The 26,141-nt window shown below is 47.7% G+C and carries 20 protein-coding genes and 3 riboswitches; of the genes, 10 read left to right on the forward strand and 10 right to left on the reverse strand.

The genetic code is table 11. From position 1 onward, the window contains the following. Window positions 1-31: 31 nt before the first annotated feature. The 3 genes from AB4124_RS01995 to AB4124_RS02005 are packed head-to-tail and all read right to left on the reverse strand — an operon-like array spanning window position 32 to window position 3,771. Window positions 32-1,123: a DUF4832 domain-containing protein gene (locus AB4124_RS01995; protein ID WP_441970853.1), complete on the reverse strand. Its 1,092-nt coding sequence runs from the start codon at window positions 1,121-1,123 to the stop codon at window positions 32-34. After that, window positions 1,086-2,429: an acyltransferase domain-containing protein gene (locus AB4124_RS02000; RefSeq protein ID WP_441970854.1), complete on the reverse strand. Its 1,344-nt coding sequence runs from the start codon at window positions 2,427-2,429 to the stop codon at window positions 1,086-1,088. The genes AB4124_RS01995 and AB4124_RS02000 overlap by 38 nt, the downstream gene beginning before the upstream one ends. Beyond that, window positions 2,407-3,771 (reverse strand): DUF4832 domain-containing protein, encoded by a 1,365-nt coding sequence (locus tag AB4124_RS02005; protein WP_441970856.1) that lies wholly within the window; start codon window positions 3,769-3,771, stop codon window positions 2,407-2,409. Before AB4124_RS02005 ends, AB4124_RS02000 begins: the two co-directional genes overlap by 23 nt. Window positions 3,772-4,121: 350 nt before the next feature. Between AB4124_RS02005 and AB4124_RS02010 the strand changes: the two genes are divergently transcribed. The 6 genes from AB4124_RS02010 to AB4124_RS02035 all read left to right on the forward strand — a co-directional run bounded on the left by AB4124_RS02010 (window position 4,122) and on the right by AB4124_RS02035 (window position 13,103). Beyond that, a complete protein-coding gene (locus tag AB4124_RS02010) occupies window positions 4,122-5,144 on the forward strand; it encodes a LacI family DNA-binding transcriptional regulator (RefSeq protein WP_441970858.1) in 1,023 nt (340 codons plus the stop codon). Window positions 5,145-5,358: 214 nt separating this feature from the next. Further along, on the forward strand, window positions 5,359-7,341 hold the full coding sequence (locus tag AB4124_RS02015) for a DUF4832 domain-containing protein (RefSeq protein ID WP_430105961.1): 1,983 nt from the start codon (window positions 5,359-5,361) through the stop codon (window positions 7,339-7,341). A 350-nt stretch (window positions 7,342-7,691) separates the two neighbouring features. After that, window positions 7,692-8,399, forward strand: coding sequence for a response regulator transcription factor (locus AB4124_RS02020; RefSeq protein ID WP_430105964.1), 708 nt, complete (start codon window positions 7,692-7,694; stop codon window positions 8,397-8,399). Between the two features lie 5 nt (window positions 8,400-8,404). Further along, window positions 8,405-9,853, forward strand: coding sequence for an ATP-binding protein (locus tag AB4124_RS02025; RefSeq protein WP_441970861.1), 1,449 nt, complete (start codon window positions 8,405-8,407; stop codon window positions 9,851-9,853). Window positions 9,854-9,953: 100 nt separating this feature from the next. Continuing rightward, the gene (locus tag AB4124_RS02030) at window positions 9,954-10,715 is read left to right on the forward strand and encodes an ABC transporter ATP-binding protein (RefSeq protein WP_430105968.1); all 762 of its coding nucleotides are present in this window, start codon (window positions 9,954-9,956) and stop codon (window positions 10,713-10,715) included. Window positions 10,716-10,721: 6 nt separating this feature from the next. After that, window positions 10,722-13,103, forward strand: coding sequence for an ABC transporter permease (locus AB4124_RS02035; RefSeq protein ID WP_441970863.1), 2,382 nt, complete (start codon window positions 10,722-10,724; stop codon window positions 13,101-13,103). A 126-nt stretch (window positions 13,104-13,229) separates the two neighbouring features. Here AB4124_RS02035 and AB4124_RS02040 read toward each other — a convergent pair whose 3' ends face one another. From AB4124_RS02040 to AB4124_RS02060, 5 genes are all read right to left on the reverse strand, one after another. Next, window positions 13,230-13,421, reverse strand: a complete 192-nt coding sequence (locus tag AB4124_RS02040; RefSeq protein WP_339267137.1) for a Spo0E family sporulation regulatory protein-aspartic acid phosphatase — start codon at window positions 13,419-13,421, stop codon at window positions 13,230-13,232. A 211-nt stretch (window positions 13,422-13,632) separates the two neighbouring features. After that, entirely contained in the window at window positions 13,633-14,361 is a 729-nt protein-coding gene (locus AB4124_RS02045) for a helix-turn-helix transcriptional regulator (RefSeq protein ID WP_326114557.1), read from the reverse strand. Window positions 14,362-14,515: 154 nt separating this feature from the next. Continuing rightward, window positions 14,516-14,610, reverse strand: a riboswitch (cyclic di-GMP riboswitch). A gap of 148 nt (window positions 14,611-14,758) precedes the next feature. Then, window positions 14,759-15,400, reverse strand: coding sequence for a YitT family protein (locus AB4124_RS02050; RefSeq protein WP_441971624.1), 642 nt, complete (start codon window positions 15,398-15,400; stop codon window positions 14,759-14,761). A gap of 194 nt (window positions 15,401-15,594) precedes the next feature. Further along, window positions 15,595-16,461, reverse strand: coding sequence for a phosphosulfolactate synthase (locus AB4124_RS02055; RefSeq protein WP_441970866.1), 867 nt, complete (start codon window positions 16,459-16,461; stop codon window positions 15,595-15,597). A 112-nt stretch (window positions 16,462-16,573) separates the two neighbouring features. Continuing rightward, window positions 16,574-17,884, reverse strand: a complete 1,311-nt coding sequence (locus AB4124_RS02060; protein ID WP_430180009.1) for an MFS transporter — start codon at window positions 17,882-17,884, stop codon at window positions 16,574-16,576. 195 nt (window positions 17,885-18,079) lie between these two features. Between AB4124_RS02060 and AB4124_RS02065 the strand changes: the two genes are divergently transcribed. From AB4124_RS02065 to AB4124_RS02080, 4 genes are all read left to right on the forward strand, one after another. Then, window positions 18,080-18,829, forward strand: coding sequence for a 2-phosphosulfolactate phosphatase (locus AB4124_RS02065; protein WP_441970869.1), 750 nt, complete (start codon window positions 18,080-18,082; stop codon window positions 18,827-18,829). Window positions 18,830-18,905: 76 nt separating this feature from the next. Further along, entirely contained in the window at window positions 18,906-19,292 is a 387-nt protein-coding gene (locus AB4124_RS02070; RefSeq protein WP_339267145.1) for a hypothetical protein, read from the forward strand. Beyond that, a complete protein-coding gene (locus AB4124_RS02075; protein WP_441970871.1) occupies window positions 19,289-20,557 on the forward strand; it encodes a DNA polymerase IV in 1,269 nt (422 codons plus the stop codon). The genes AB4124_RS02070 and AB4124_RS02075 overlap by 4 nt, the downstream gene beginning before the upstream one ends. Beyond that, entirely contained in the window at window positions 20,554-20,895 is a 342-nt protein-coding gene (locus AB4124_RS02080) for a YolD-like family protein (RefSeq protein WP_441970872.1), read from the forward strand. Before AB4124_RS02075 ends, AB4124_RS02080 begins: the two co-directional genes overlap by 4 nt. 170 nt (window positions 20,896-21,065) lie before the next feature. Here the strand turns inward: AB4124_RS02080 and AB4124_RS02085 are convergent, their stop codons facing one another. Both AB4124_RS02085 and AB4124_RS02090 read right to left on the reverse strand, forming a co-directional pair. After that, window positions 21,066-24,689, reverse strand: a complete 3,624-nt coding sequence (locus AB4124_RS02085) for a collagen binding domain-containing protein (protein ID WP_441970874.1) — start codon at window positions 24,687-24,689, stop codon at window positions 21,066-21,068. Between the two features lie 283 nt (window positions 24,690-24,972). Next, window positions 24,973-25,773 carry a transglutaminase-like domain-containing protein gene (locus AB4124_RS02090; protein WP_076324257.1) on the reverse strand — a complete coding sequence of 267 codons (801 nt, stop codon included), beginning with the start codon at window positions 25,771-25,773 and terminating at the stop codon, window positions 24,973-24,975. Window positions 25,774-25,785: 12 nt separating this feature from the next. Next, window positions 25,786-25,874, reverse strand: a riboswitch (cyclic di-GMP riboswitch). A 42-nt stretch (window positions 25,875-25,916) separates the two neighbouring features. Then, a riboswitch (cyclic di-GMP riboswitch) is annotated at window positions 25,917-26,003 on the reverse strand. Window positions 26,004-26,141 lie beyond the last annotated feature (138 nt).

The following is a 26,141-nucleotide window of genomic DNA, read 5'->3' on the forward strand; positions in this document are numbered from 1 at the left end:
CTCCAGCGAACTTTAATTTGTCCTAAACAATCTACTCCTGTTCTGGAACCACAGGATCTTCCAAGGGATAATATCCTTCCGGATAATAGGCATCCCAAATATTCATAAGCGGATCCTCATTGGATATTTCGACTTGTATCATGCCTGCCTCATAATACCCATCCTGCTGCGGATTCTGTATATGCAGGGGGATATACGACCGGTCTTCGAAATAGAGTGCTATACTCAGCGTATATTTTCCCGGTAACATATCCTTTAGGGGGACCATCTCGTTATGGACAAGGTCTCCGGTTAACCAGGAATGCGTGGCTGCGTGCAGGGGATACTCATAGGAAACCTCCCCCTGCTTTAACTGCACCCATAACTGAAACTCCCGATAAATTCTCGAACTGCCCGCGTTGACGAACCAGAATCGCAGCGGCAAGCTCCCACGGCTATATACCGTTTCCGGATAAGTCAGTCTACGTAAAGTTATATGATATCCAAGCCCTATATTCAGATTGGAGAGGCCGGCGTGCCAGCGATACGCCTCGCGTCTTGTATGAGGACCGCAAACGTTATCAGTCACATGAAGGACCACCTGGTAACGCTTCCATACTTTCTGCAGCTTATGTATGGCAAAAGCTTCACAGCATTCGATCCAATTCTCCTCACCGCACTTCACCAGCAGGCCAAATCCGCGACTGCGTTCTCTTAAATGTTGAATCAATCTGTCATTCTGCAGTTCGGCTAGCAGCGTCTGCGTTTCAAACGACTCCACATAAGCGTTCCATTCTTCCTTACTGTCAGCTAAGGTTGATATCAGAACGGCTGTTAAGCGTCTGTCGGAGTCGATATAACTCCCGACTTTTCGGATCAAAGCGGCAAAACAATCAGGTGCGTAATCCGGAGCCCAGATCGGCAATTCCGGTACCAGGACAAGAATGGGGTTTTGGGCCGTACGCAGTGCTTCATGGATCGCTTCAAGTCTGTATTCTCCTCGAACCGGCTCAAGCGCTCTCCAGGAAAAGGAGACGTATTCGAATGGTCCCTGGCTTGCATCATGCTCGCTATTCGATAAGGGCTGCGGTCGGATTTTTACGGTTTTATACTTCTCGTAGTTTTCGAGCGAGTATTTCCCCATCCTCTTCTCTCCTTTGCAAATGGCTGTCAACGGTTCTATGGAATTGCTCGATATCTGCATCGGTTATATATGGCCGGCTGCCAATCTTATCGATATCTTCCCGCAATACAATCATGCTTAATGTGTTAAAACGGGCTCCCGTCTCCATATACGCCGCTGCTGCTTTTTGCAGGGAGGTTGTATATTCGCCTGGGTTTCGGACCGGGTCTGCCTTCCTGTCTCCAAAGGCTTCATAACGCAGCATGCCGTCCCCTTCCATGGTCGGATAATTATAGAATTGTCGTTGAACGAGGACGATATTGCTTCTTTGATGGTCCAGGATAAGCGACAGCCTTGTATCATAAAGCCAGCTTGAGCTCCAGAAACCTTTGATGGATAACTCCGGAAAGTACTGGTCATAGAATGCAGTGGCCATCTTCATGGAGCTCTTCAACCTGTCCGGTGTGTACCCGGGGCCAGATGGAATGTGAAGGGCTAACAGCGTATCCCCTTTTTGAAGTGCCGGCTCCCATTCCTTCTTAAGGATCGGCGTTGTTTCTCTTTCTACGAATCCCATGGGATTTATCCGATTAGCGATGACAAACTCGGCATTCTCGTGCCATTCTGAGGTGAAGTTTCCTTGAAGATCATATACATCATTGATGCCGTTCCGTTGTCCATCACTGCGAAATTCTTCGCCTGCGTGCCGAAGGGCAATAACCTCCTGCGTGTCCACATGACGGAACATGGTGAAAGGATCCTCAAATCGGTAGGGGATAAAATAAAACCGGTCTAACAGAAAGATGGAGCAGGTATAAAAATTCATCACCCATGGAAAATCATGAACCTTGGCATCGCCGTGCTCCACCAATTTTTCCAATTGAAGCTTCAGGGGCTGGTGAGGGATCTGCTCGTAGTAGGCTTTAGGCACGGAACGCGCCTCCAGCATGTTCATGGAAGGAACAACGCAGGCCAGCAGCAAAAGAAAGGAGTATAATTCTCCGTATTGCTCCATGCATCCTGGTGTCATATTCGTATAATGAGTCTCATCACAGCGATTGCGCAAAGTGCACATATCATCTACCAAAAATTGGGTGAAGTGAAGTAGTACGGCATCTTTCTCTATCGCCTCAACCCCATGAACCAGCCGTTGGCGGGTAGGTTCAGGAATTTGATGCTGCTCAAAGATTCCAGACAAGAACTCCCGCGGGATAAGATGGGGCTTACTGTCCGGTTTATGGCGATTATATTTAGCTTCCAATCCTTCTGGCAGATAATCAAAGTTGCAGATTGCGATACACTCGTTAAAATTCAACAGACTCTCCATTTCCTTTTCTCCCCCGTTCAACGATTAGCTTGCCCATCGGGTAATAGCCGTCATTGTTCCCCTCGATCGCCAGCTGGATATTCCCGATTTCCTTAACTCCGGTTTCGATGCCAATCTCCAAATGATATTCGCCTTCGGACATATTACCGGGTAAATGGAAACTCTCTTCCCAAGCAATATCTTCGTCCGGCAGCCACTCCCTGATGTCCTCTCTGCTGCGCAGTGTATAGGTTTGATCATGGCCGGTAAGCCTCACGACCAGCGGATAGTGATTATAGATCGGGGCCACTCCTACATTAGCCCACAACGCACTGATTGTTAGCCGACCACCCGCATTCACCATCGAATCGTACGTGAATTTCCTCAATTCAAAGCGGTATCCCATCTTGTTCAGCCAAGCCTTGACCTTCTCTTTCCACGGTTCAGGAACTACCGTTCCTTTGTTGTTAAAGGAAGAAATGTGCCACTTCAGCGTTTCTTGAATGATATAATCCATATCCCAGCCCTGAAGATACCAATCATTCATGTGCCAGCATGCTTCAAATAGAATCGGAGCCTTCTCCCAGGCATCTCCCATGTTGAACTTCTGAATATTCTGGGGATAGAAATCCGTCATATGAGACCACTGTTTTCCATGAAAGCCGCCCATATCACCCAAGCAATCGACGCGAAAGCCCACTTTGGCTTTGCGCTCCTTCATGATGCTGATCGACAGGGGATCATGCAGCAGAGCTTGGAGAGGGGTTATTTTAAACCCATCCAAGTAAGCATCTGTAATGCGCTTAATGGCCTCCGGCTTTAAAAACTCCGTTCCGCCGCCTTCTCCCCAGGCCCCTACAATCGTCAAATCAATCGAGCTTATGATTGGGTGTCCGTCAAACCGTGCGGCAAACGCCTTGATAAAGTCAGACCAATACAACACATAGGGTGTGGTCTCAGGGTCTACCCTCCAGAACGGAAAGTCGGGCTCCTCCGGATGTTCCGCACGATACCAAGCTGGTATATCATCTTCTTCGCTTAACGCGTATGGGGAACAGCGAACCACGGCCGTACAGCCTAGCGATTTGGCGTAGTCCAGCTTTTCCTCAAGAACTTCCCAGCTGTACTCCCCTTGGCGAACTTCCAAGTCCCGCCAGCGCGCGCTGCAGAAATACACTTTACTGTCGGGATGATTGTACGTTCTGCTGTCTTCCGTGAACTTATACTTCTTCTGCTCTTCCCCTCGGTTGTCGCAGATCCGATCCGGGTCCCCCATTAACCCCGGTGCTGCTATAAAACCAACGCCTGGGTTGTTTAGAATGTCTTCTAAAATCTTGGGGTAAACCGTTACAGCTTTGTTCATGTTCTAATCAGCCCCCCGCCGCCTGCTCAAACGGTTATTTTGTTACGTTAATGTTACGTAACAAAGCAGTGTAAACACATGTGTTGTTTCGTGACTTCATGTTATATCATCCATGCATATCCTTGCAATAATAATTTTAGATTTTTAAAAAAATTCTAGTAACATTGCACGACAGGAACATGTTATGATTGATTTTAATCATGAATGACTGTAAACTTAGAACGTAACGGAATAACGCAACAAACTAACGCAACAAAACAACCAACAGGTCCATCATTGTTTACCATGTGACATTCCTATAAACTCTAAATGGTGACTATTCGTAACTAAAAAGGAGAATGTGTTTATTTATGAGTACCATTCGGGATGTTGCTAAATTAGCAAATGTATCTACTGCCACCGTATCCAGAGTGTTAAACAATGATACGAAATATAAAATTACGGACGAAACCCGGGAACGAGTTTGGCAGGCGGTTACGCAGCTGAACTATAAAATCACTTCAAGTCCCAAGCGAAAAGTTTCAACCAAGGATCATTCCGAGAGCAAGTCGCATATCAAAATCGGTTGTGTACTAAGCGTAACAAAAGATAAATACAACGATCCTTATTTCATGTCGATCTTATCCGGTGTGGAAGAGCGATTGCTGAGTGCGGGATATAACATTTCCTTTATCCGGACTGGAATCGAGCTGAATGATAGCAAGATCTTATTCAATACATTCAGCGAACCGATTACCGGTCTGATTCTTATGGAATCGTTGAACAGTGAAACCTATGAGTATATACGCAAGCAGGTCCCTTATATCGTGGGGATTGATACCGAGCGCGGGGATATCGATAATGTCGGCTATGATCATTACAATGTTGCTTCGATGGCCGTCAACCACCTCATTGAAAAAGGCCACACCCAGATTGGTTACATCGGGGGAAGCGGATTAACGAATAACCTGAAAGACAGCCGCCGTTACCGAGGCTACTACGCCACCATGCATGCTGCCGGAATGTCGGTGAATCCCGATTGGGTTATTGATTGCATGTGGGATGAAGCGGTCTGCATTGAACAAATAAATCATTTATGTAAGACCAAAAATTGCCCGACCGCCTTCTTTGCAGGCAGCGATCTAATGGCCATGGCTGCCCTCAACGGCTTGTATAACAACGGCATTGCCGTTCCTACTGAAGTGGCTGTCATAGGTCTATCCAATATCGAGGTGTCCAAGTATTCCAATCCGCCTCTGTCAACGATCGATGTACCGACAAAAGAAATCGGCATGGTTGCCGTCGACAACCTGATTGACAGAATGAACGGAAATCAACTACTGCCCAAGAAGGTGATTTTGCCTACCCGTTTGGTCGTACGCAGTTCCACTTAAAGGGACTATGAAGTTGAAATGAATATATTCATCAACGCATTACACATGAAGGCACCTGACACGGTGCTCTTTTTTTCATGGTGGATGTTGGAAGTAAGGAAATTACATAGGAAAGGAGGTGAGAGCTTCAGATTCGGTAGAGTGAATCCATTGTTACAAAGACGTTTGGACTTGCTACTCTATGATACCAATCATTCTGTGAGGAGGTTTTGACATGAAAGCATGGGGTATTAACATGAAAATGACATTCGCTATTTTTATTATGACGGCTGTTCTCCTTACCTTGCTCCCTTATCCCCTCTTTATTTCGACTGCTGAAGCGGCTTCTATCGTTGTGGATGGTAATCCGAGTGACTGGGAAGGGATTCCGGCGCTTGCCACGAATTCGGGAACCGCTGGTGTCTTAAAGGCTTCCCACGATGACAAGAATCTTTATCTGCTTGTGGAAGGCTCAAGCCTTAGCACTACAATGGGGAGCTTCTGGCTGAATACGGACAAGAATGCTTCGACCGGGTATCAAGCCTTCGGATGGGGGGCGACCGGAATTGAATGGCTCCTCGAAAATCAATCGCTTTACCGCTACGCCGGAAATGGCAGCAGCTGGAATTGGGATTGGTCTTCCTCCCTCCCTTCTTCTCAATACGTGCGTTCCTCATCTGTGATCGAAGTTGCACTCCCTCTCGCTACACTTGGACTAGCTGCAGGCAGCAGCGTGAACATTGGTTATCTGGACAACAATTCGGATATCCATCGCCTGCCAGCGCAGAACCAGCCGCTTCCCATTTATACCTTACAAGCACAAAATCCGGGAGGAAACATGATCGAATTCTACCCAGCCGAGCTGAATGATCCGCTCAATAACCCGTTTAAGGGTTGGGCTCCTTCAGCGAAATCAACCAATTACCCGCAGGACCACCGTCTCGTGTATGCCGGTGTCACCTGGAAGGAGTTAGAGCCAACCAAAGGCAACTATGATTTCAGTGCAATTGAAGCATCCAATCATTTCGACGATTGGCAGAGCCGCGGAGTCAAGGTGGTGCTGCGCTTTATTCTGGACAGTCCTTCCGGCGTGCCTCACCGGGATATTCCCGACTGGCTGTACAACGACATGGCCAGTTTGGGACAATCTCCAGGTAAAGCCTACCAAGATGAAACCGGTGGTATGGGAGCCGGCAACAACACGGGCTTCTCCCCGAATTACAGTTCCGAGTATTTGATCGCCAGACACAAGCTTGCCATTGAGGCGATTGCGGAGCATTACAACACGGCCGATAGCCCGATTGCTTTTGTGCAAATCGGTTCGCTGGGCCATTGGGCGGAATTCCACACCTGGCCTTATATCGGACCGAACGGGGAAAGCAACTATACAGGCGCGTTTCCTCCGAACCCAATATCCAACCAGTACATTCAGCACTATATTGATGCTTTTGCCGATCAGGAGCATCATACGCAGCTATTGATCAGACGGAGCGTGGAATTGGCCAAGAATAATAACAAGGGTCTGATTCTAGGAATGTATAATGACGTGTTCGGAGATCAGCCGAGCTTCGATTCCGAATGGGGATGGTATACTGGCACACAGAACGGTTATTGGGATGATATCGGCCAGCAGCAGCCAAACCATGCCAACTTCTGGGACACTCGCGTCTCTGGCGGCGAATTTTACGGGGGTGCCTATGGTATGAATGCTGCGCTCACGACAGGCAGCGGCTTTAATGAGACGCTGCGGCAGACCGAGCTTAGCAAACCGAGCTGGCTTGGACCGAATTCTCCAGCTTCCTTGGCGCTAGGCAATCCGTTGCAAGGCAATATGGATACGCTGAAGAAACGAATGGGCTATCACTTTGTATTGAAGAAAGTTGCATATCCACAAGAAAATAGCGGAAGTGCGTTAAATGTATCCGTCGCTGTGGAAAATAAGGGGGTTCAACACTTCCCGTTCAACTGGCCTGTTGAAGTTCAGCTGCGCAGCGGGGGACATATCGTATCACGTCAATCCACATCGGCGGACTTAAGAACCTGGAGGACTGGTTTGCATACAGTCTCAGGCTCTATCTCCACCAACGCGCTGCCACACGGTACCTATGAGCTGGCCATAGCGATTCTTAATCCGTCCACGAACCAACCCGGGGTTGATTTTGCTAATACGGAGCGCCTTTCGGACGGAGCTTATAAGATCGGCACATGGACAAAATAATGAAAGCCGCGGGCTGATCCGAACACTATGAACAACAGCTATCGGGAATATCCCGATAGCTGTTGTTTTTCACCTAAGATGCCAATAAAATCATCCCCTGGCTGAGTTCTCGACAGGTCAGGTAACCGCATTTCGATTGTGCAGCTTTGTTGTGGAAGAGTCGGCGAGGCAATTTCCGCTAAGCCTCATACTCCAAAGCCTCATAATCCCCCTCTTCTTTCAATTCCGTCCGTTTCTCCGCATATTCCGTCACCATTCACCACCATACTGGTAATATTCCCCTTGTTTTCCTCGGCCCATGCTATAATGGACTCACCATTTAAAGCATACGGAACAGGGGCGACTTTTTAATGAATTCTCCTAAAACAGTACTGATCATTGAAGATGAACAGGATATCTCGCGCATTGTGAATGACTATTTGCGTGTTCAGGGATTCAGCGCGTTCATCACGGAAAATGCCGGCGACGGATTGCAGGCGGTCCGCCAACGGCAGCCGGATTTTATCATTCTCGATCTGACGTTGCCTGACGCTGACGGGATTGAAGTGTGCCGCAAGCTCCGTACATTGACGGCTGCACCCATTCTAATTTTGAGCGCCCGCAGCAGCGACACGGACAAAGTGCTTGCCCTGGGTTTTGGCGCCGATGATTACATGACCAAGCCCTTCTCGCTCAGTGAACTGGTCGCTCGCGTTCAGGCACATTTGCGCAGAATGGCAGATCCGAAACTCCCGGTATCCCCACAGCAGCGCTTGCAATTCGGCGCCCTGTCGATTGATAAAAATGCCCGCAAGGTCATGGTCGGACAGCTGGAAATTTCTTTATCCGCCAAAGAATTTGATTTGCTATACTTTTTGGCCTCCAACCCTAATCAAGTGTTTACCAAATCGCAGCTGCTGGATCATGTGTGGGGGTATTCGGCTTATGTCGAGGATAATACGATCACGGTCTACATTCGGCGGCTCCGTGAGAAATTGGAACGAACCGAAATCAAGTCCTCCTATATTAAAACCGTGTGGGGCGTCGGATATAAATTCAACCCCGATGAAACGGAGTAGCCTCTATGGACTGGAAAACTTGGTATGCTAGACGACTCTGGGCAGCTGGTCTATCCATCATTACAGTGATACTATCTGTCGTTTGGCTTACTCTTATTGGACCTTCAAACCAGCTGGCTCCGTCAACTATTGTGAAGCAAATTCGCGTACTGACGAATCCGATCGTCCATACCTTGGAAAATGAGCATGCGGAATTACTGCTCACCGACGCTCCGATCCGGCGGCAATTAACAATCTGGAGTCAGGAGACGCGGGGCGGCCTCAAGGTTGTGCTTCCTGATGGAACGTTGATCTATGATAGCGAAAATTCATCGAAGCGCCCAATCAATCCGCGCTTTGAACTAGACTATACGCTGCGCATTTCTGACAGCGAACCGCCCCACTATCATCTCGCTTTTCCGCTGCGGGATGCGGGCACCAAAGCCTTTGTAGGTTACGCTCAATTTGCGGTCCCGGCATCTGCCTTGGCCGCAGCAATGCCCTCCTCCGACTCCTTTATTTATGTGCCATGGATCATGCTTTCTCTGGCACATTTGACGCTGCTTTATTTATTCTTCTCCATCGGACGCCGGGTGCAGCATGACCTGGTGCAGCCTGTTGCCGGACTCAAGCCTTATGCGGAAGCTATATTGAGAGGTGACTATGAGCAGCGTGCCGAATGGACAAGCAATAATGAGGTCGGGGAGCTCTATGCCGTATTTGATCTCATGCGTGAAGAGATTCGTAATTTACATATCCAGCAAGCTGCACACAGCCAGTCGCATAAAGAACTCATATCCAATCTGTCTCATGACTTGAAAACTCCGCTGGCGACAATCAAAGCGTATATTGAAGCAATTCGCGAAGGGATTTGCCCTGATCTGCCAAGTGTGATGACTTATCTTGAAGTTGTGCACGCAAATACGAGTAAGATGGCCGTGCTCGTAGACGATTTGCTGCTGCACGCACTGCGTGATCTGGAACAGATTGCCGTACATCCGATTGAGCAGTACAGCGCTCCAACGCTGGAGCCTATCTTCAACGTGATGGGCCATTATATCCGAACAATGGGCGTACGCTGCGAAGAGCCTGCTGTGATTCCTAACGTGCTTGTCCGAATCGATGCTGTACGGATCGAGCAAGTCATTGCCAATCTCGTCACGAACGCACTGAAGCATACCAAAACCGGGGATACAATTCGCCTCGCTGTTGAAGAACACTCGGAAACATCCTGCCTGCAGATCATCGTCTCCGATACAGGCAGCGGGATTTCCCCGCGTGATATGCCTTTTATTTTTGAACGGTACTACCAGGGTAACGTTTTACAACGAACTGCCGGCCAACTGGCCGAGCGCCACGGGGTCGGACTGGGTTTGTCGATTTGCAAATATATTATGGAAGCACATGGCGGTACGATCTCTTTTCACAGTCAACAGCAGCAGGGAACGACCTTCTGCTTAACTCTGCCCCTTTAGCTGACTCCTGTCATACTTTATTTATAATTTGATAACAAATGCGCAAGATTTGTCCTCTATACTTTGGTGGCAGTGGGAGATAAAGAGAGGAGATCACAATATGCCTTCAAGCAACACCGTCATGCTGCAAGCTAGTAATTTATGCAAAACATACACCACCGGCAAGGAGCAATACCATGCCATCCGCAATGTCGATCTGTCCATTTATGAAGGAGACTTTACCGTCATCATGGGCGATTCGGGGTCGGGTAAGTCCACCTTGCTGTACTTGCTCAGCGGACTTGATGAAGTGACAGCCGGAGAAGTCTGTCTGCAGGGACAGCGCCTTGATCAATTTTCAGCCAAGGAGCTTGCACGCTTTCGGGCGAATCAGATCGGCTTTATCTATCAAAACAGCAACCTTGTACCGGATCTGTCGCTATTTGATAACATTGCCCTCCCTGGATATATCGCTAATCAGGACAAGGAGCAAGTACGACAACGGGCACATGACTTAATGGTCAATCTGTCCCTTGAACAGAGCAACCGGCTGCCTTCCCAAGTATCCGGAGGACAGCAGCAGCGGGCAGCAATCGCCAGGGCGCTCATCAATAACCCGGACATCATCTTCGCCGATGAGCCTACCGGCAGCCTGAACTACGAGCAAGGCGTTACGGTGCTTGATATATTGAGCCAGATGCACGCGGAAGGTCAATCGATTGTCATGGTCACCCACGACATGAAGGCAGCCTGCCGCGGCAATCGCCTCATCTATATTCGAGATGGCAAGATCGGGGGCACGCTGGATATGGGACCCTACAGTCCAGAGCAAGCCTCCGAGCGGGAAGCGATGATCTTTGCTTATGTCACCGGGAGGAGGTAGTCTGGGATGCGAGCCATATTAACACTCTGCTGGGGCAACCTGCGCAAAAGAAAAATGCAAAACACGCTGATCGCATTGCTTATTGCCCTATCTGCCCTACTAGTCAGCACCGCATTTACGGTCTTGATGAATACGGAAAATGTATTCAATGATCGCCATACGGCTGCTCAGGGTGCCCATGAAGTCATCAATATGACCCGCGGGTTGCATGACAAACAAATGGTAGCCGATTGGTGGTCAAGCCAAGACGGAGTAACCGCATCCAGCTTAGTCCCTTATAAGCCATGGACGGGACTGGTCTATAACGGAAAAGAATTGCCCAATCTTTATCTGTATATGATCAATACGCCTCCGATGCCGCACGGGGTCAACAATCCTCTTCCCGGTACAGGCCCTGAGCATCTGACCGTTCCGGAAGCCGGCGAGATCTGGATACCCACCTCGCTTGCCTACAAATACAACATGCACATCGGTGATGAATTGACGTTCACCTCAGGGACTGCACCAGTACATTTCACGATTGGCGCCATTGTCATCGACTTATCCCATGGCGGTCCTTTCTCGACCACTGCCCGCATCTGGATGAACGATGCCGACTACCGGTCAACCATGGGTAGCTTGTCCACTCCGGAGCAATACATGTTATCGCTTCGCTATGCGTATCCCGAACAAAGCGGGGAGTACTGGCAGCGCTTTGAGCAGGCGCTCGAATCGCCGTTTTTGGAGGAACGCGTTTCGTTTGCCGAATTGTCGGCCTTTTACTTTATCATGAACAAGGTGATCGGCTTTGTCATGAGTTTCCTCGGGCTGATCATGATCCTCGTCGCTTTGCTTACGATCGGCTTTACGATCACGGACACGATCCTTGCCAATTATCGCACCATCGGCATTCTCAAATCGATCGGCATGACTTCCGAACGCATCATCGGTACCTACTTGCTGCAATACGGTTTAATGGCGATTGTCGCCTTGGTCCCAGCACTGATTGCAAGTCGCCTCCTTTCAGATGTCATCATCCAGAATTCCCTGTCTTTTCTCAAATCCGATACAGCACCTGTTCCCGTACAAGCAGCAGATGTTGCGATCTGGACCGGCTGCGGCCTGCTGCTCATCATCCTTCTATGCGTCCTTGTTTATGCTGCTAAGACACGCCATATTGAGCCCATTCAAGCGATCCGTTACGGCATGTCGGAATCCTCGCATAGTCGTACCCATCTGCATGGTGCCCGCATAAGACTACTGGACCGATGGTCCGTACCCACGGTCATCGGCTGGAAGCATGTGAGCGGCAACAAAAAAAGCGCAGTACTGATCTTTCTGCTAATGAGCATCACGGTGGCTGTGCTCGTCTTTGGCGCCGTGCTAGTAACCAGTGTCTATCGCATTGGTGAAACGTCGGCCCAGTGGGGTTATGACGATGCGGATATCGCCATTATGGTTATCCATGCGGAAGGTATGGATCGGACAGAAATGCAAGCCTATATCCAAAACGACCCTCGGGTTCTCAGTCTAAACTGGTCTGGGGCCGCCACCGGCGTCATCGCGGATGTCGAAGGGGATAGCGATCATCAACAGACGTTTAGCCTCCCTTTGACGGTCGTGGAAGGCAGCATGGACGAGATGGGATTTGCCTCGCTTGCGGGCCGTAATCCTGCACTGCCTAATGAAGTTTCTATCGGAATCAATATTGCGCGTAAGTTGGACAAAGATATCGGCGACATACTCACGATCTACATTGAAGGAAAACCGCAGCAATTGCTGATCACCGGCACCTTTCAGTCTATTTCCAATTTGTCGAACGTCGCCAGGGTCACCTCGGACCTTGTGGAGCAGTTGCATCCGGACGCCGGGTTTATTCAGCTTAAGAGCAAAACCGATAGCGATGCGCTTGTACAGCAGCTGAACGAGCGTTACGGCCCTTCCATCCAAGCGCTGAAGCAGGAAGTGCTGCTCGATTCCGTATTCAAAGAAGCTGCGGCGGTTTTGCTCATTCCGATGAGTATGCTGGCTCTTCTGTTCATGGCTGTCACTTGTCTTATTGTTTATACGACTTGCCGTCTGCATATTCGTAAGGAAACGAAAACATATGGCATCTATGCCTCGCTCGGCCTGACAGCAACCGATATCCGTCGTGCCTTGACAAGTGGCATTGCCGGACTGGCTGCGCTTGGTGCACTTGTTGGCATCGCTTGCGGTGTCTACGCATTGCCAGCCGTGCTGCGCGGTCTGCTCTCTACCTACGGTATTGTCAAGCTGCCACTCATCATGGAATGGCCGCTGGCCATTGGGCTGGCTCTGATCGCGCTTGCTATTGCCGTCAGCGGCTGCTGGTTGGCTTCACGAATCCTCCGCCGCACCTCCCTTCGGGTGTTGGTAATGGATTCATGAGGACAGTCCACGAGCAAAAAAAGATGACCTCCAAATTTCGGAGGTCATCTTTTTTTGCTTCTTGCCTTAGTAAATCTTAATCCGTTTGTTTCACCGCCCAAGTAGATATCTTCTTATGAAGAAGATCTACTTTCTTTTGATATATTCCTCTTGGTTTTTTAATTGCATGTAACGAACAATCAGCTTATCCAACGACTGTGAAATGGCGACAACATCTTGATGCACCAATTCGAAACTGCTGGCCACTCGCTCAAGTTCTCTTCGTAGAAGTTCGAGTTTTTTTGCTACTTGTTCGAGCTCGCTCTCGATAGAAATCATCTTGTTCACCCACCCCCGTCGTAACAAGTGATTGATGACCGTTGCCACAGTTCCTGGGACAAACTTTTTCAAACCAAAAGAATTGAAGCTCTCATCTTATCGATAACGCGAATCAGCTTAAAGCTACAGCTACTTATCATTATAAAATTCGACGTAAATAAAAAAAATACCCAGAATTGGGTAATCTTTGTCTTAAGAATTTTTATGACGGTTATGTAAATTTTTTAAGAAATGCTCCTTTATGGTTGACTCTCGTTTTTGCATATATCTTTTTAATAAAAGTACGAACCGTACTTTGACTAATACCATAAATATCAGCAATTTCAGGTACATTTTTATTCTCCAGCCACCCATATGCTATTTCTTTCTCTCGATTCGTTAATTCATATTGGTGAAAGTGAGAATAGATCAGCTCCCTTTGCAGAATGGGATCCTTTTGAGGTAACTTTTCTTCAATATTCTTGGCCAAGTGTTCAATGAGTGGTATGGCAAATGTAACCTCGTGTAAATAATGAAAACTAAGGCCTAGGTAGCCTATGATCACATTTTTTATTCGAAGGGGAGTACAAACACACGCCAATTCTGAAAACAAGCGATTACTATGCTCGGCCCCAACTACGACAGAAAGCGTTTGTTGTTCCATGGATAATGAAATGGCATTATTTCCTGCGTCTTCCATTGCCAATGAGGTCCCACTTTTCATATTATTTCTCTCGAGAAAACTTTTTAACGAACCTGTTCCGCAATAATCGATGACGGTTCCATCCATATCTGTTATAACAAATAAATAGGGTATAGACAGCAAATCGTTCATATTCCTTGTTTCCTCTTGGAGCAAATAAAGAATTTCTTTCCGTTCAATCAACCTTTCTTTTATTTCAGTCATACTGAGGATATTAGGAAAATGATTGTTTGCTTCTACCAGTGTTCTTTGACCCATTATTTTCCCTTCTTCCCTTGTAAGAATAAGCGATTAATAATGGAATCGATCTCCTATTCATCGCCGCGGTTGCATTCGGCAGCTCCTAGCGAAAAATAAAAAAACCCCATCCATTATGATAACCACAACAAAACAGACGGAGGCTTCCGTCGTATTCGGTAACTGGCTGGCATCGCGGTCTTAAGTAGCTCCACATTAGCCCCTGTAGCTTTGCGTCGCCACTTTTCAGTGGGTTTGCTATTATCGTACTACGAAGTGTGAATTTGTCGAATATTCAAACATGTTATGACATATTTAAACTATAACTTACATTGTTTTTCATTTAATATAGGCCGCACGACCCAAATTTCCATATTTTTGTTATATTTGTCAATCACTCTTATGTCCGTACACAGAATCACTTTTTGCGCCAAGCGGGTTCATAGATCGACTTAGGAGGAGGAAACTGATGAATCCAGTTAATGATCCGGGTCGATATCCACTGGCATACAACTGCAAGGATAATAATTTTCCAATCGATCACATAGGCAGTGAAGGCGAATATGATTCCATTCATCCAGAACAATGAGGTACCGGGATTGATTCTTTTATACTTATAAATGGCTAAGGCAACATAACCGATTCCCCCGTTCGATACCCTCTGCTTTATGAGGATGGTGACACCTGTTCCGAGAATAACCGAGCCGAATAGAAGATCGATCCATACGTTGCCAAACGGGGGTTCTAAGAACACCTCGAAGAAATTAACGGAAACGGACGTCACCGTTATAACAAATATGGTCCCGAAGGCACTGACACCGTCAAGATAAGGGACTGTAAAGGCGAGGAAAATAAAATTGGCTAACCACAGTCCGAGACTCATTGGGAGCTCAAACACATGGTTCAGAAGAACCGCGATCCCTGCTCCTCCCCCCGAAGGAATGGCGTGAGGAAACAAGAACATTGCCATGGCAAAACCTTGAATGATGGAGCCGGCGGTAATGAAGAAGAGTTTCTTGGAAATACGACGAAAGAAAAAGGGGCTCTTTCGCCCGGGCATGATCTGTAAATTCACACGGAATCATCCTTCATAGATTAGAGTAACAAGCCAGTCCTGCTTGTTTAGTGTATGCTTGTTCCCTGAAGGGGATTACCGGGATCAGTCTCTTCAACGAAAATATGTATAGGCTGACTCTGGAGATATCCATAGACAGCCCTCTAGTAATTATCATTCTCTTGTGGTTTGGTCTATGTTTAAATCACGTAACAAAATCCATCCGTATGTTTCTCTCTCACCCCGAGTTCAAACGTATCTTGACGAAGTCCCCGGCGCATCGTTTCAAGGGAAAGCACTTCGGTGGGTTGGATATTCCCCAAATGCACATTAGATCCCAATTTGCGGAGAAGCATCGCTTGCTGCTCCTTAAGAGGTGCCTCCCAAATCAGCTTTCTTGCATCCGACACGTAGTCGATGATAGTATTTATCATTTCTTCTTGGCACTCGCCATGCTTATCGAAAATACCGATACCCAGTCCTGACTCACGCGCTTCAACGATGATATACTCGGCACCTACGTCTAAATCCGCTTCCATCGTATACGCGAGCATTTCGGCTTCGATGCGGGAACCGGATTGCTTTTTACCATACTCCGTAAAAACCCGAAGTCCGCGTTGTTTACCTTCCCGGATGAGCTCCGTTCGTTTTTTTCGCGACATCTCAATCGTGCCATCAGATACTTCTATAGCGTTAAATCCAAGACGGCAAACGGTATTAAAAAATGCGGGGACGACATCTTGCTGCACGGCTGTCTCTAGCAAGGTTCCGCCGGGCATGACCGCGATTCCATGTTGTTTGGCTAGATTGATCTTATATAGCAGCATTTCCGTTTTATACAGCGGAGCCGTCCCAAAACCGAATTTGACGCAATCGATGTAATCCGAGGCTGTCTCGATCACATCTGAAAACATGTTTCTACCCAAGCCTTTATCAATAACCATCGTCATCCCGCGTTCCATGACCTCGTAGGTGTCGTGGTCTTTTTTGCCGTGCTCGGGATTTTCGCGCAGCCCGCTCGGATCACATAGCTCCATGGGCCAAACTGTTCGCAGGGAACTGTTCATTTTAGGATCTCCTCAATTCTTTTTGATGTAGTCGTTTAATCCAATGACATTGGCATAATATGCTCATGCCCATTGACAGGTGCCCATCTTTTACAATAAGCGATTTGTCTGGTCATCCGATCTGCCGAGGCGGCTTAATCAAAAAGAACACGAATCCTAAAGCAACCAAAGATAGTGAAGACACGGTTATAAAAACGACATGATCCGATTTGTCCATCATCCACCCGAATAAGGGAGGCCCTGCTGCAACCCCCAAAAATCGCAAGCTATTGTAAAGGGACGTAATCATTCCCCGCTCACTTTTCTCAACAGCGCCGGTGATCATTGTATTTAAGCATGGAAGAAGCATTCCGGTTCCAATGCAGCTGACTGTTAGCAACCCGATAAACACATAAATGTTGTTAAAAAAGAAAAGCGTAGCCGCCAGAGAAAGGGTCATGGCAATCAGCCCGATATTCATCAGCCAACGGATCAGCAGGCCCTTTTTCTTGATCAAGCTTCCAGTTGTATAGGAGGTGATCACCATCCCGAGTAATGGAATGGCCAATATCAATCCCTTCTTGACCCCGTCGATGTGGTACGGCTTGTCTTCAAGAATGTTGGATAAATAGAATAGTACGCCAAACAAAATGAACAACCCCAGTGATCCGGCAAAAAAAGCAGTGATGAGCCAGCGGCCTTTTTCTTTGAAGATGCCTTTGATTTTCCCAAGGTATTTCCCTAGTTCTTGCTTTGAAGATTGTTTCGATTCTTTGATCATAAAAATGACGGCCAACAACGATAACGCACAGAACACAGGAAATGCGAAAAAGGAAGCATACCACACGATCAGCATAAGCAGGGAACCGATGATCGGGCTGAGTACCTTCCCTGCGCCATTGGAAGCTTCGATTAAGCCCAGTGCCTTGCTTTCGGTCCCGCCATCGTATAAATCGCCAACGAGCGCCATGGCAATCGGTGCTGTTCCGGCGGCCGCTAGCCCCTGAATCGCCCTCGCAGTGATAATCACCGCAAATGAGTTCCAAATGGCGCCGAATCCTGCCAGAATACCGGCAGCTCCATATATGATCAAGGCGGGTATAATAATAATTTTTCGTCCATATCGATCGGACAAATAACCAATAATCGGAATAAACAAGCCTGCTGCCAAGGAGAAAATTGTGATGATCAAGCTGCTTTGAAATTTACTGATACCAAGCTCCCTTTGCATTTCAGGAAGCCCCGGGACTAGCATGGAATTGCCGAAAACGAGTACGATCGGGATCGTCGCCAGTGCGATAAATTCCCACAATTGACCCTTTGAGCTGTTAGAAGACTTTGATTTTCCGGAAGATTCGCTGTCTTTTGTCTCCGCGGAGTCGGTCTGCAGGTCGATATCGCTATTAAAGCTAATATTCAGTTTTCGCTTTTTGGTCTTTTCCATGGTATCGCTCCTCGGACTTGAAGTTCGTTTATAGTTGGCCATTTATTAGTACATGCTTCCTAATTATCACCACATCCGAATTTAATATTCCTTCATTGCTGCGGAATCCTTGGAGGATTTGAGCACTCCTTGGATTTGGGCAAATATACTGTTACTAAAATAGCCCAAGTATGCCGGGTGAAAGGGGTTTGCTGCATGCCGATACAGATTATCCAAGGACATCATCATACATTGGAAGCATCACACATCAATGTTGTAATTGATGTTATAAGGGCTTTTACCGTAGCGCACTATGCCTTTATCAATGGGGTTCAAGGTATCATTCTGGCAGGAACTCTAGACGACGCCTTGCGTCTAAAGAAAATCGATCCTGACTTTTTATTAGCGGGAGAGATACAGGGGCTGCCGATTCCGGGGTTTGAACTAGACAATTCGCCTGTACGTTTACACAACTTGGATCTTCGGGAGAAATTTCTGATCCAGAAGACAACCAATGGGGTTACAGCAACCCTAAACGCATTGAGTACCGAGCACCTATTCGTTACCGGGTTCACCAATGCAAGAACAACAGCAGAGTTTATAAAGAGAAACTTATTAAAAGAAGACAACATGATGATTAATTTAATTGCTTCGCATCCGTCAGGGGATGATGATCTGGCCTGCGCACAATATATATCGGAGATTCTCCAAGACACTAACCGTATATCTGCCGAGGAAACCATTGAACGGATTCGAAAGTCAGAAGCGGCCGAGAAATTTTACGATAATGAAAAACCGGAATTTTTACAGGAGGATATTTCGTTTTGCATCCAAGAGCTCCCTTCCGACTTTGTAATGAAAGTGAATCTTAATAAAAGTAATCCGTTGATTGAAAGGTTCCAGGTGGGGGCTTTAATCCCTGATCATGAGGGGTATCGCTTGTCAATTTCTGATCCGTCACCATAAGGGTATAATTTACATTGATAAAAGAACGAATGTTCGCATATAATACAAACAAACGTTCCCGTCAATGAGGTGGTTAATGATGTTGAGTATTGGGTTGAAGCCAGATGAAACCCAACTGGTGAAGGATTATATTTTATTACCCCTTTTACTTGATGTGTTAGAGCATGATCGTTCGATCCTATGCAGAGCAGATTTAAAGACCCCCGAGCTAACGAATGCGATCATCGACCATTTGCAGGCAGCCGCATTATCCGATTTAGCTCAGGCTCGTAAAAAAATGCGTGAATATGCCATTAAGGTTTACGAGGATCGAAAAACAAAGCTTGGCATTGAGGTTGAATTCATCTGTAGAGGGTATCATCACAAGCTGTCCATACTATGGGGGCTAATTGAGGCGGAGATCGAGCAAAGATCGTACACCTACCTGGGGCTACAAATTGCAGATAAGGGGAGTCTGTTGTGAAATCATCTAGCCGAGTCATCATGTTAGGGGATTGCCAGTCCTTTTATGCATCTGTTGAGAAGGCAGACCATCCCGAGTATACAGGCCGCCCTTTGGTAGTTGCAGGGGATCCGGAAAGACGTTCAGGCATCGTGCTGGCTGCTTGTCCGCTTGCTAAAGAAAAAGGAATAACGACGGCAGAGAGATTAGGGGAAGCACTGTCAAAGTGCCCGGATCTTGTCGTCATTAAACCCAGGATGCAGAAGTATATTGACGTTTCGATGCAAATCACGGAGATATACAAGAGTTATACCGATTTGGTTGAGCCTTACAGTATCGATGAGCAATTTTTGGACGTTACCGGTTCGCTGCACCTGTTCGGCACACCCGATGAGTTAGCCACAACCATTCAGCGTCATGTCATGGATGCTACGGGTGTTTACGCTCGCTTCGGCATCGGTGAAACCAAAATCCTGGCTAAAACCGCCTGTGACAACTACGCCAAGAAAAATCCGTCCGGCATCTACACGTTGTCCAAGGACTCGCTTGCGGATACCCTTTGGAAACTGCCCGTTAGCTGTATGTTTATGGCCGGCAGCAAGATGACCCGCCACTTTAACGTCATGGGGCTGCCCACGATCGGCAGCGTGGCTCAGACGCCTCTTGCTAAATTGAAGCAGATGATGCGCCGTAAATTCGGTAAAAATTCCGATATTTCAGCCGAGATGTACTGGCGAATTGCCAACGGAATCGATGATAGCCCGGTAAGACCAGGCACTCACCAAGTTGACCCTAAATCGGTTGGACACATGATGACCCTCCCTCGGGATTATACCAAGCTGGAAGAAATCAAGGTCGTGCTGCTTGAGCTAACCGAGTTGGTTTGCCAGCGATGCCGCGGTCTTGGTTTTATGGGGCATGTGGTGTCGGTCGGTTGTATGGGAGCAGACTTTGACCGCCCTACGGGATTTAGCCGACAGATGAAGATGGAGGATCCATCGAATATTACGAATCAGGTTTACCGCTGGGCATGCCGGCTGCTTGAAACGTATTGGGACGGCCTGCCGATTCGGCGGGTCGGTATTAGCTTGTCACAGTTTTCCCCGGATACGGAATACCAAATGTCATTGTTTGATACAGGACGGGAGCGGTCAATGGCACTTGAACGGGTGACCGATGCCCTCAAAAATAAATACGGGAATTCGATTGTGATTAGAGCCGTATCCAAAACAGACGCAGGCCAAGCGCTGGATCGATCAGCCAAGATAGGAGGACACTATAAATGACAACACGAAAAAAGCTTGAGGGTAACGGACTGTGGGAATCCAGTCGGATGATGCTGCCGGAACACAAAGAAACCATCATTCGCAGGCAACTGGAAGAAGGCAGAAAAGACCGGCCGACGCTGGATCCGCAAGAAATGGAATTAATCGAGAGTGCTCTCGCCGAGTCATTTCATGAACACCGCATGATTACCGTGAGGCTGTTCGATGAATATGAGAACACGGAATTGACAGGAATTGTCGTGCTGATCCACACGTTTAGACGGGAAATCAAACTCTCCATGGCCGAAGAGGAATCGCGTTGGATTAAAATTGACGAGATCATTTCAGCAGGATCATGATAAAACTAACCCCCCAGTGAGATAACGCATCATAAATACCTCTGATCTCGATCAGAGGTATTTATGCTACTGCACATTATAAATGCATACATCCTGGCGGTTGATCCCCCTCATGGAAAACGGCTCCCCCTGCCCTGGTTACAGGACAAGGAGAGCCGAAATCTGACGAATTATGGTTTCATTTTTATCCGTTTGCGACCTAACCATACACCGAAAGCGATCAGCCCGAGACCAGCCAAATAGAATGGATAAGGGCTCGCCTCACCGGTTTTGGGAAGCATCGGAACCGTCGTTTGCGGTGTTGAAGTCTTCTCAGATGGAGTTGGTGCTTCCGGCTTTTGAGGCTCAGGATCGACGCCCCCTCGCGGAATATCCTCTTCGTCAATATCGACGGCAGGTGTTTCCGGCTCTGCCGGAGGTGTCTCAGGTGTTTGAGGCGTCTCAGGCGTTGTTGGTTCACCTCTTGGAACATCCTCATCCGGCACCTCTACCTCACCGGTCGGATTACCCGGATTGGTAGGGTTCCCCGGGTTGCCTGGGTCTGTCGGATTGCCGGGATCTGTCGGGTTCCCTGGATTACCTGGATCCGTCGGACTGCCCGGATCTGTCGGGTTCCCTGGATTACCTGGATCCGTCGGATTGCCAGGATCTGTCGGGTTCCCTGGATTACCTGGATCCGTCGGACTGCCAGGATCTGTTGGGTCTGTTGGATCTGTCGGATCCGTAGGCTCGCCAGGTGTAACCGGCTCTTCCTTGCGGTTCGTAACGATCATTTTTTTCACATTGCCTTGGCTCTTGATGCTATCAATCGTTACGTCCCACGTCGCTTGCTCGATCTTATATCCCTCTGGAGCTGCCAGCTCCTCCAAAATATACTCGTCGTACAGCAGCTTCGTAAAGAGGATTTTGCCTTCCTCATCCGTAGTTTTTACGATCGGCGTTCGTTTGCCGGCCTTGTCGTAAAGAGCAAACTTTGCTCCTGCCAGCAGCTTCGTCTTATCGTCCTGATCAACCTTCGTTACTTCCAGGCTGCCCGTTACGCCGCCTCCCGAACCTGAGCCGATGGAAGTACGGACAATAACCTCTTCTGTCGTTTCCCGAATTTCAGTCTTCAGCTGATCTCCTTCGAGAGCCACCTTATTCTGTACAGCCTCTTTATCTTCAGCAATAATGAACGACTGATATTCCAAAATATAGGCCGTTGAGATGTCACCTGCGAACTTTAATTCGAACGTCTCCTGATCTCCGTCAAGCCTATTGATGGTTAAGGTGTAGTCCTTCCCTTTTGTCAGCTCCTGAGCTTTTTCCGCTTTTCCATTTGCATTGATTTTGGTTGCGTACAAGTGGAAGGAATCCTCGATCAATATTTGGTTCGCACTTGGATAGTCGATTATCTTGGCGTTGGAAATATGCGACTGACCTTCATTGATTCGAATCACCCAGTCGATTTTGTTTCCGTTTTGGGCGCCGTTTTTCTTCACATATTCGCCGCCGTGCGGAATCGTTACGCTGGCGTTCCATGTCGCTTTTTTAGCGCTGCCATCCAGCAGTTCCGCTGTATTATCGATTTTATTGACAATCAATGTGCCTTCCAGCGATGTTTTGAATTCAATCCAGTATGCCGATGAGATCGGGCTGGTAAACCGAACGGACAGCTGGTTTCCGTTAGCTTCTGATGGTTCCGTTACTACATATTGTTCAGTTGGAACTAGCGAGCCCTTCTGAACACCATTACGTCCCCCGGTCAGCTTCATCTCGTATACCTTGACCGAATTGGGCACAAGCTTCTGCTCGTGCTTCAGAACATCGGTGACGATCGCTTCTTTAAGCAAATCGAGATTATAATTCAGCTTGATGTTCCACGTAATTTCTTTGCTGACAGGATTGTAGCTGCCGTCTTTACCGCCGTTATTTTTCGTATAATCGTCAGCGGAGAAGCTCGCATCCCGCTCAATCGGTCCTTTGGTCTTGCCTTCCTCGATCCATGTCATCGAAGCTCTGTTCAAAAAGTCCCGTTTGCGATCCTTCAGCCAGCTGATGTTAAACTTCGTTTCATATTCAATCGTATAGGTGGTGTCCATCTTAGAGAATTCGATTACAAAGCCTTCGCGTACATTATCGTACTTCACCGCGTACTCGCTCTCTGGAACGACTTTCCCGTCCGCTTTTACGATCACTGAATCCGGAACGAATTCGAGTCCGCCTTGCGGGAACGTATCCGTGATGACTACCTTCTCCATGCTATATTTGGTGCCGTCCGGTTTTTTATCACCGTTGACCGTAATCTTCCACTTTGCCGTTTTATTGGCGAAATCGATGCTCGAGGTTCCCTTCACCAGCGCAGGGCTTCCATAGCCCGGGGCCGTTACTTCCTTGGACGCTTCACCCGATACGACTTTGTTCTTGACACCCTGCCCTTCGGAGCTCAAGCGATCGATCGGCTTCGTCTGGTAAACGATCGTATACGGCGAATCGATATCCTTATTGAATTGAAGCTCGAATCCGTTCTTACCTTTCGCTACAGCGGTGTAATCCTCTTCGGAAGCCAAGTCTTTGGCATTCGTCGAATTTCCGTTATACACCTTCAACGAATCGGCAATCCAGGTGTGGTTCTCACTAAATTCATCCGTAATGATGGCTTGAGCGCTCGGAATCTTTTTCTCGTTGAAATTGTATTTCACCGTCCAAGTGATGATTCCGGTATCCTTATTCTGGCGATACGACTTATCCAGAAATTGGCCGCGATCTACCGTTACGGTAGCCGTCGATTGGGCATTTTCCATCCCTTCGCCCGACAGGACAGCGGTGTTCTCAAACCGGGACTGTTGACCGATAAGCTTCGTCGAGAAGCGAATTTCGTAGGCTTTGCTCATCGTCTCATCCTGGAATGCAAGCTCCAGGTTGCCGCCGCCCGTTTGGAGGGCGTACTTCCCAGCGTCCAGCTTATCACCAAGAACCGCTGAGCCGTCACCGTTAACCTGCAGGTTGTAAACCTCTACGGAATCCGCGATGAGTTCCAAGCCTTCAGGCATTTCATCTATGAGAACCGCGTGCTTGATTTTATCCAATGATTTGTTGATCTGGACCGTCCAATCGATCTGGTCTTTGCCAATCGCTTTCCCTTGCTTCTCGATCAGCTTTCCGCCTTGCGGCTTTAGGTTCACGATGATGGTCTGAACCCCGCCCTTGATCGGAATAGCAATAATGATTTCCGTGCTTCCTTTAAGAACTTCCTTTTTAAACTCGGTACGAATTTCCAGCTTGCCGCTGATGTTGGAATGATTCTCCACGTAATCGTTGAAGGTCATCACAATTTTCCCATTCCGATCAACGGTAAATCGGCCAACTTCGCCTTGACCGGCAAGGAGCGGTGCGTCAATGTCCGTAAAAATCTCAAACTGCGTCGGCAGCTCGAAAGTGAATGTATCCCCATTCTTGTAGCCGTGTCCGTTCGGAAGCTCCCATTCGTAGCTGAGATTAACGGCTGCACCGATGTCCAGGCTGCTGTCCGGATTATACACCGCATCAACCACGGTACCGTTCACATCGGTTAATACGACTTTGGTTAGTATTCCTTCCATATCGACTGCTGGTGCTGGCGTGTTATATACGTCATCCGTGACTGTCTTTGGCTCCCTAACTTCTAATTCCTGCACGCCAATCTCTGATTCCTGCACAGTAACGGCTGATGGCTGCTCGCTACCAGCAGCATTCGCTGTCCAAGCGAATGTGCCGAGTAGTGTTTGAAACAGAAGCAGCAGCGCCACAACAATTCCACTTACTTTTTTCTTCATAATCTCTCCCTCAATCTTATCATTACCCTCGTAATATTCGGTTCCGATCTAACTTTCCGTGCGTTCATTTCGTCCCATGCTTCTACCAAAATGCATGCCAATAATGGACTTCATGAGCCATCATCTCCAAGACCTGTTATGGGCGCACGATTCATTGGTGTCTGTATTTTCCTTCAGAACCCAGCGGGCTTTCTGCATTATATCGGCCAAAACTCTACAATTTCTATACAACCGAAATAAGCCTTGGACTTATTCGTCCAAAGCTTAGTTTATTACGCATTAATTAGTAGTATTTGGATGCTGAATAGCTGGAGGCATCTTTAATCATTTTGTATCCGGTCCCTTTGCTTTTCCAGCTTGCATCGACGGTTGTGTCAATGGTTACCCACTGCCCATTCAAATATACTTCATTCCAGGCGTGATACACATCAACGTATTCCGAGGTTCCCATGGCAAGCTTTGCCGGAATATCGAGGCTGCGGAGCATGGAAGCGAATAGGGAGGCGTAATCATAGCACATCCCTTTCTGTCCAGCGATCGTGCGGTTGCTATCGGGAAGGTAATCCGTCAGCTTGCTGGATGCTAGAGCATTGTCGTACCGGACCGTCCCGACGATATATTCGTAGACAGCCTGTACTTTTTCCTCGTCGGAGTGGGCAGAACGGGTTAGCTTTTTCGCAAGCTGAGCAGCCTTGCCCTCTTCGCTCCAATCGATATTTTGTACAGAGTTCAAAAACACTTTGCTACCGTTCGTCAGTTGCAGCTTAACTGCCGCTTCCTGAACGATCTTGTATTTGCTGCCGCTGACTTGTTCCAGCACGGAAATCGTGTAATCTCCGTTGCCCATCTGCAGTGGAAAAACTTCCTGCTGCTTGGCCGGCGAAAGCCCATATGTATATTGGTCCTGACCTTTTCCGATCATGAGTTTCGTCTTGGTGCCTGCTTTCACGTCATATTGAATGACGATTGCCCCACGGTCCAGTTCTTCCAAGCCCAGCCAATCTTCAGATGGTGCAGCTTGTACAACCGGAGCCCATATCAGAAACGCAAAAAGTCCAATTATCGCGAACACTGCGTTGCGCATGTGTAACTCCCCTTCGGTGGCCAGGCTGCCATTTGACATTTCGTCAAGAAGGCCCTGTAGCTTTGCGTCCTAGTCTTTCGACAAGTTTGCCATTATCATATTAGAGTTCCACGTTTGTCCAAAAAACAAAAAAAGCGTTTTCATTCGGTAGCTGGCTGTCATTGACGTTTCGTCAAGAAGACCCTGTAGCTTTGCGTCCTTGCCTTTCGACAAGTTTGCCGTTATCGTGAGTAGCTTTTGTGAGTACATCATATCAAATATCTCAATTTCCATCAATAAAAAATTTAAAATTTGGAATATTGTCATAGGTCAAACAGAGCCATCTAATCCCAACACTTGTCTTGTTTATTAGCCGACCAATAGAACAA

The sequence above is a fragment of the Paenibacillus sp. 2KB_20 genome, from assembly GCF_052115765.1.
Lineage (GTDB): Bacteria > Bacillota > Bacilli > Paenibacillales > Paenibacillaceae > Paenibacillus_AQ.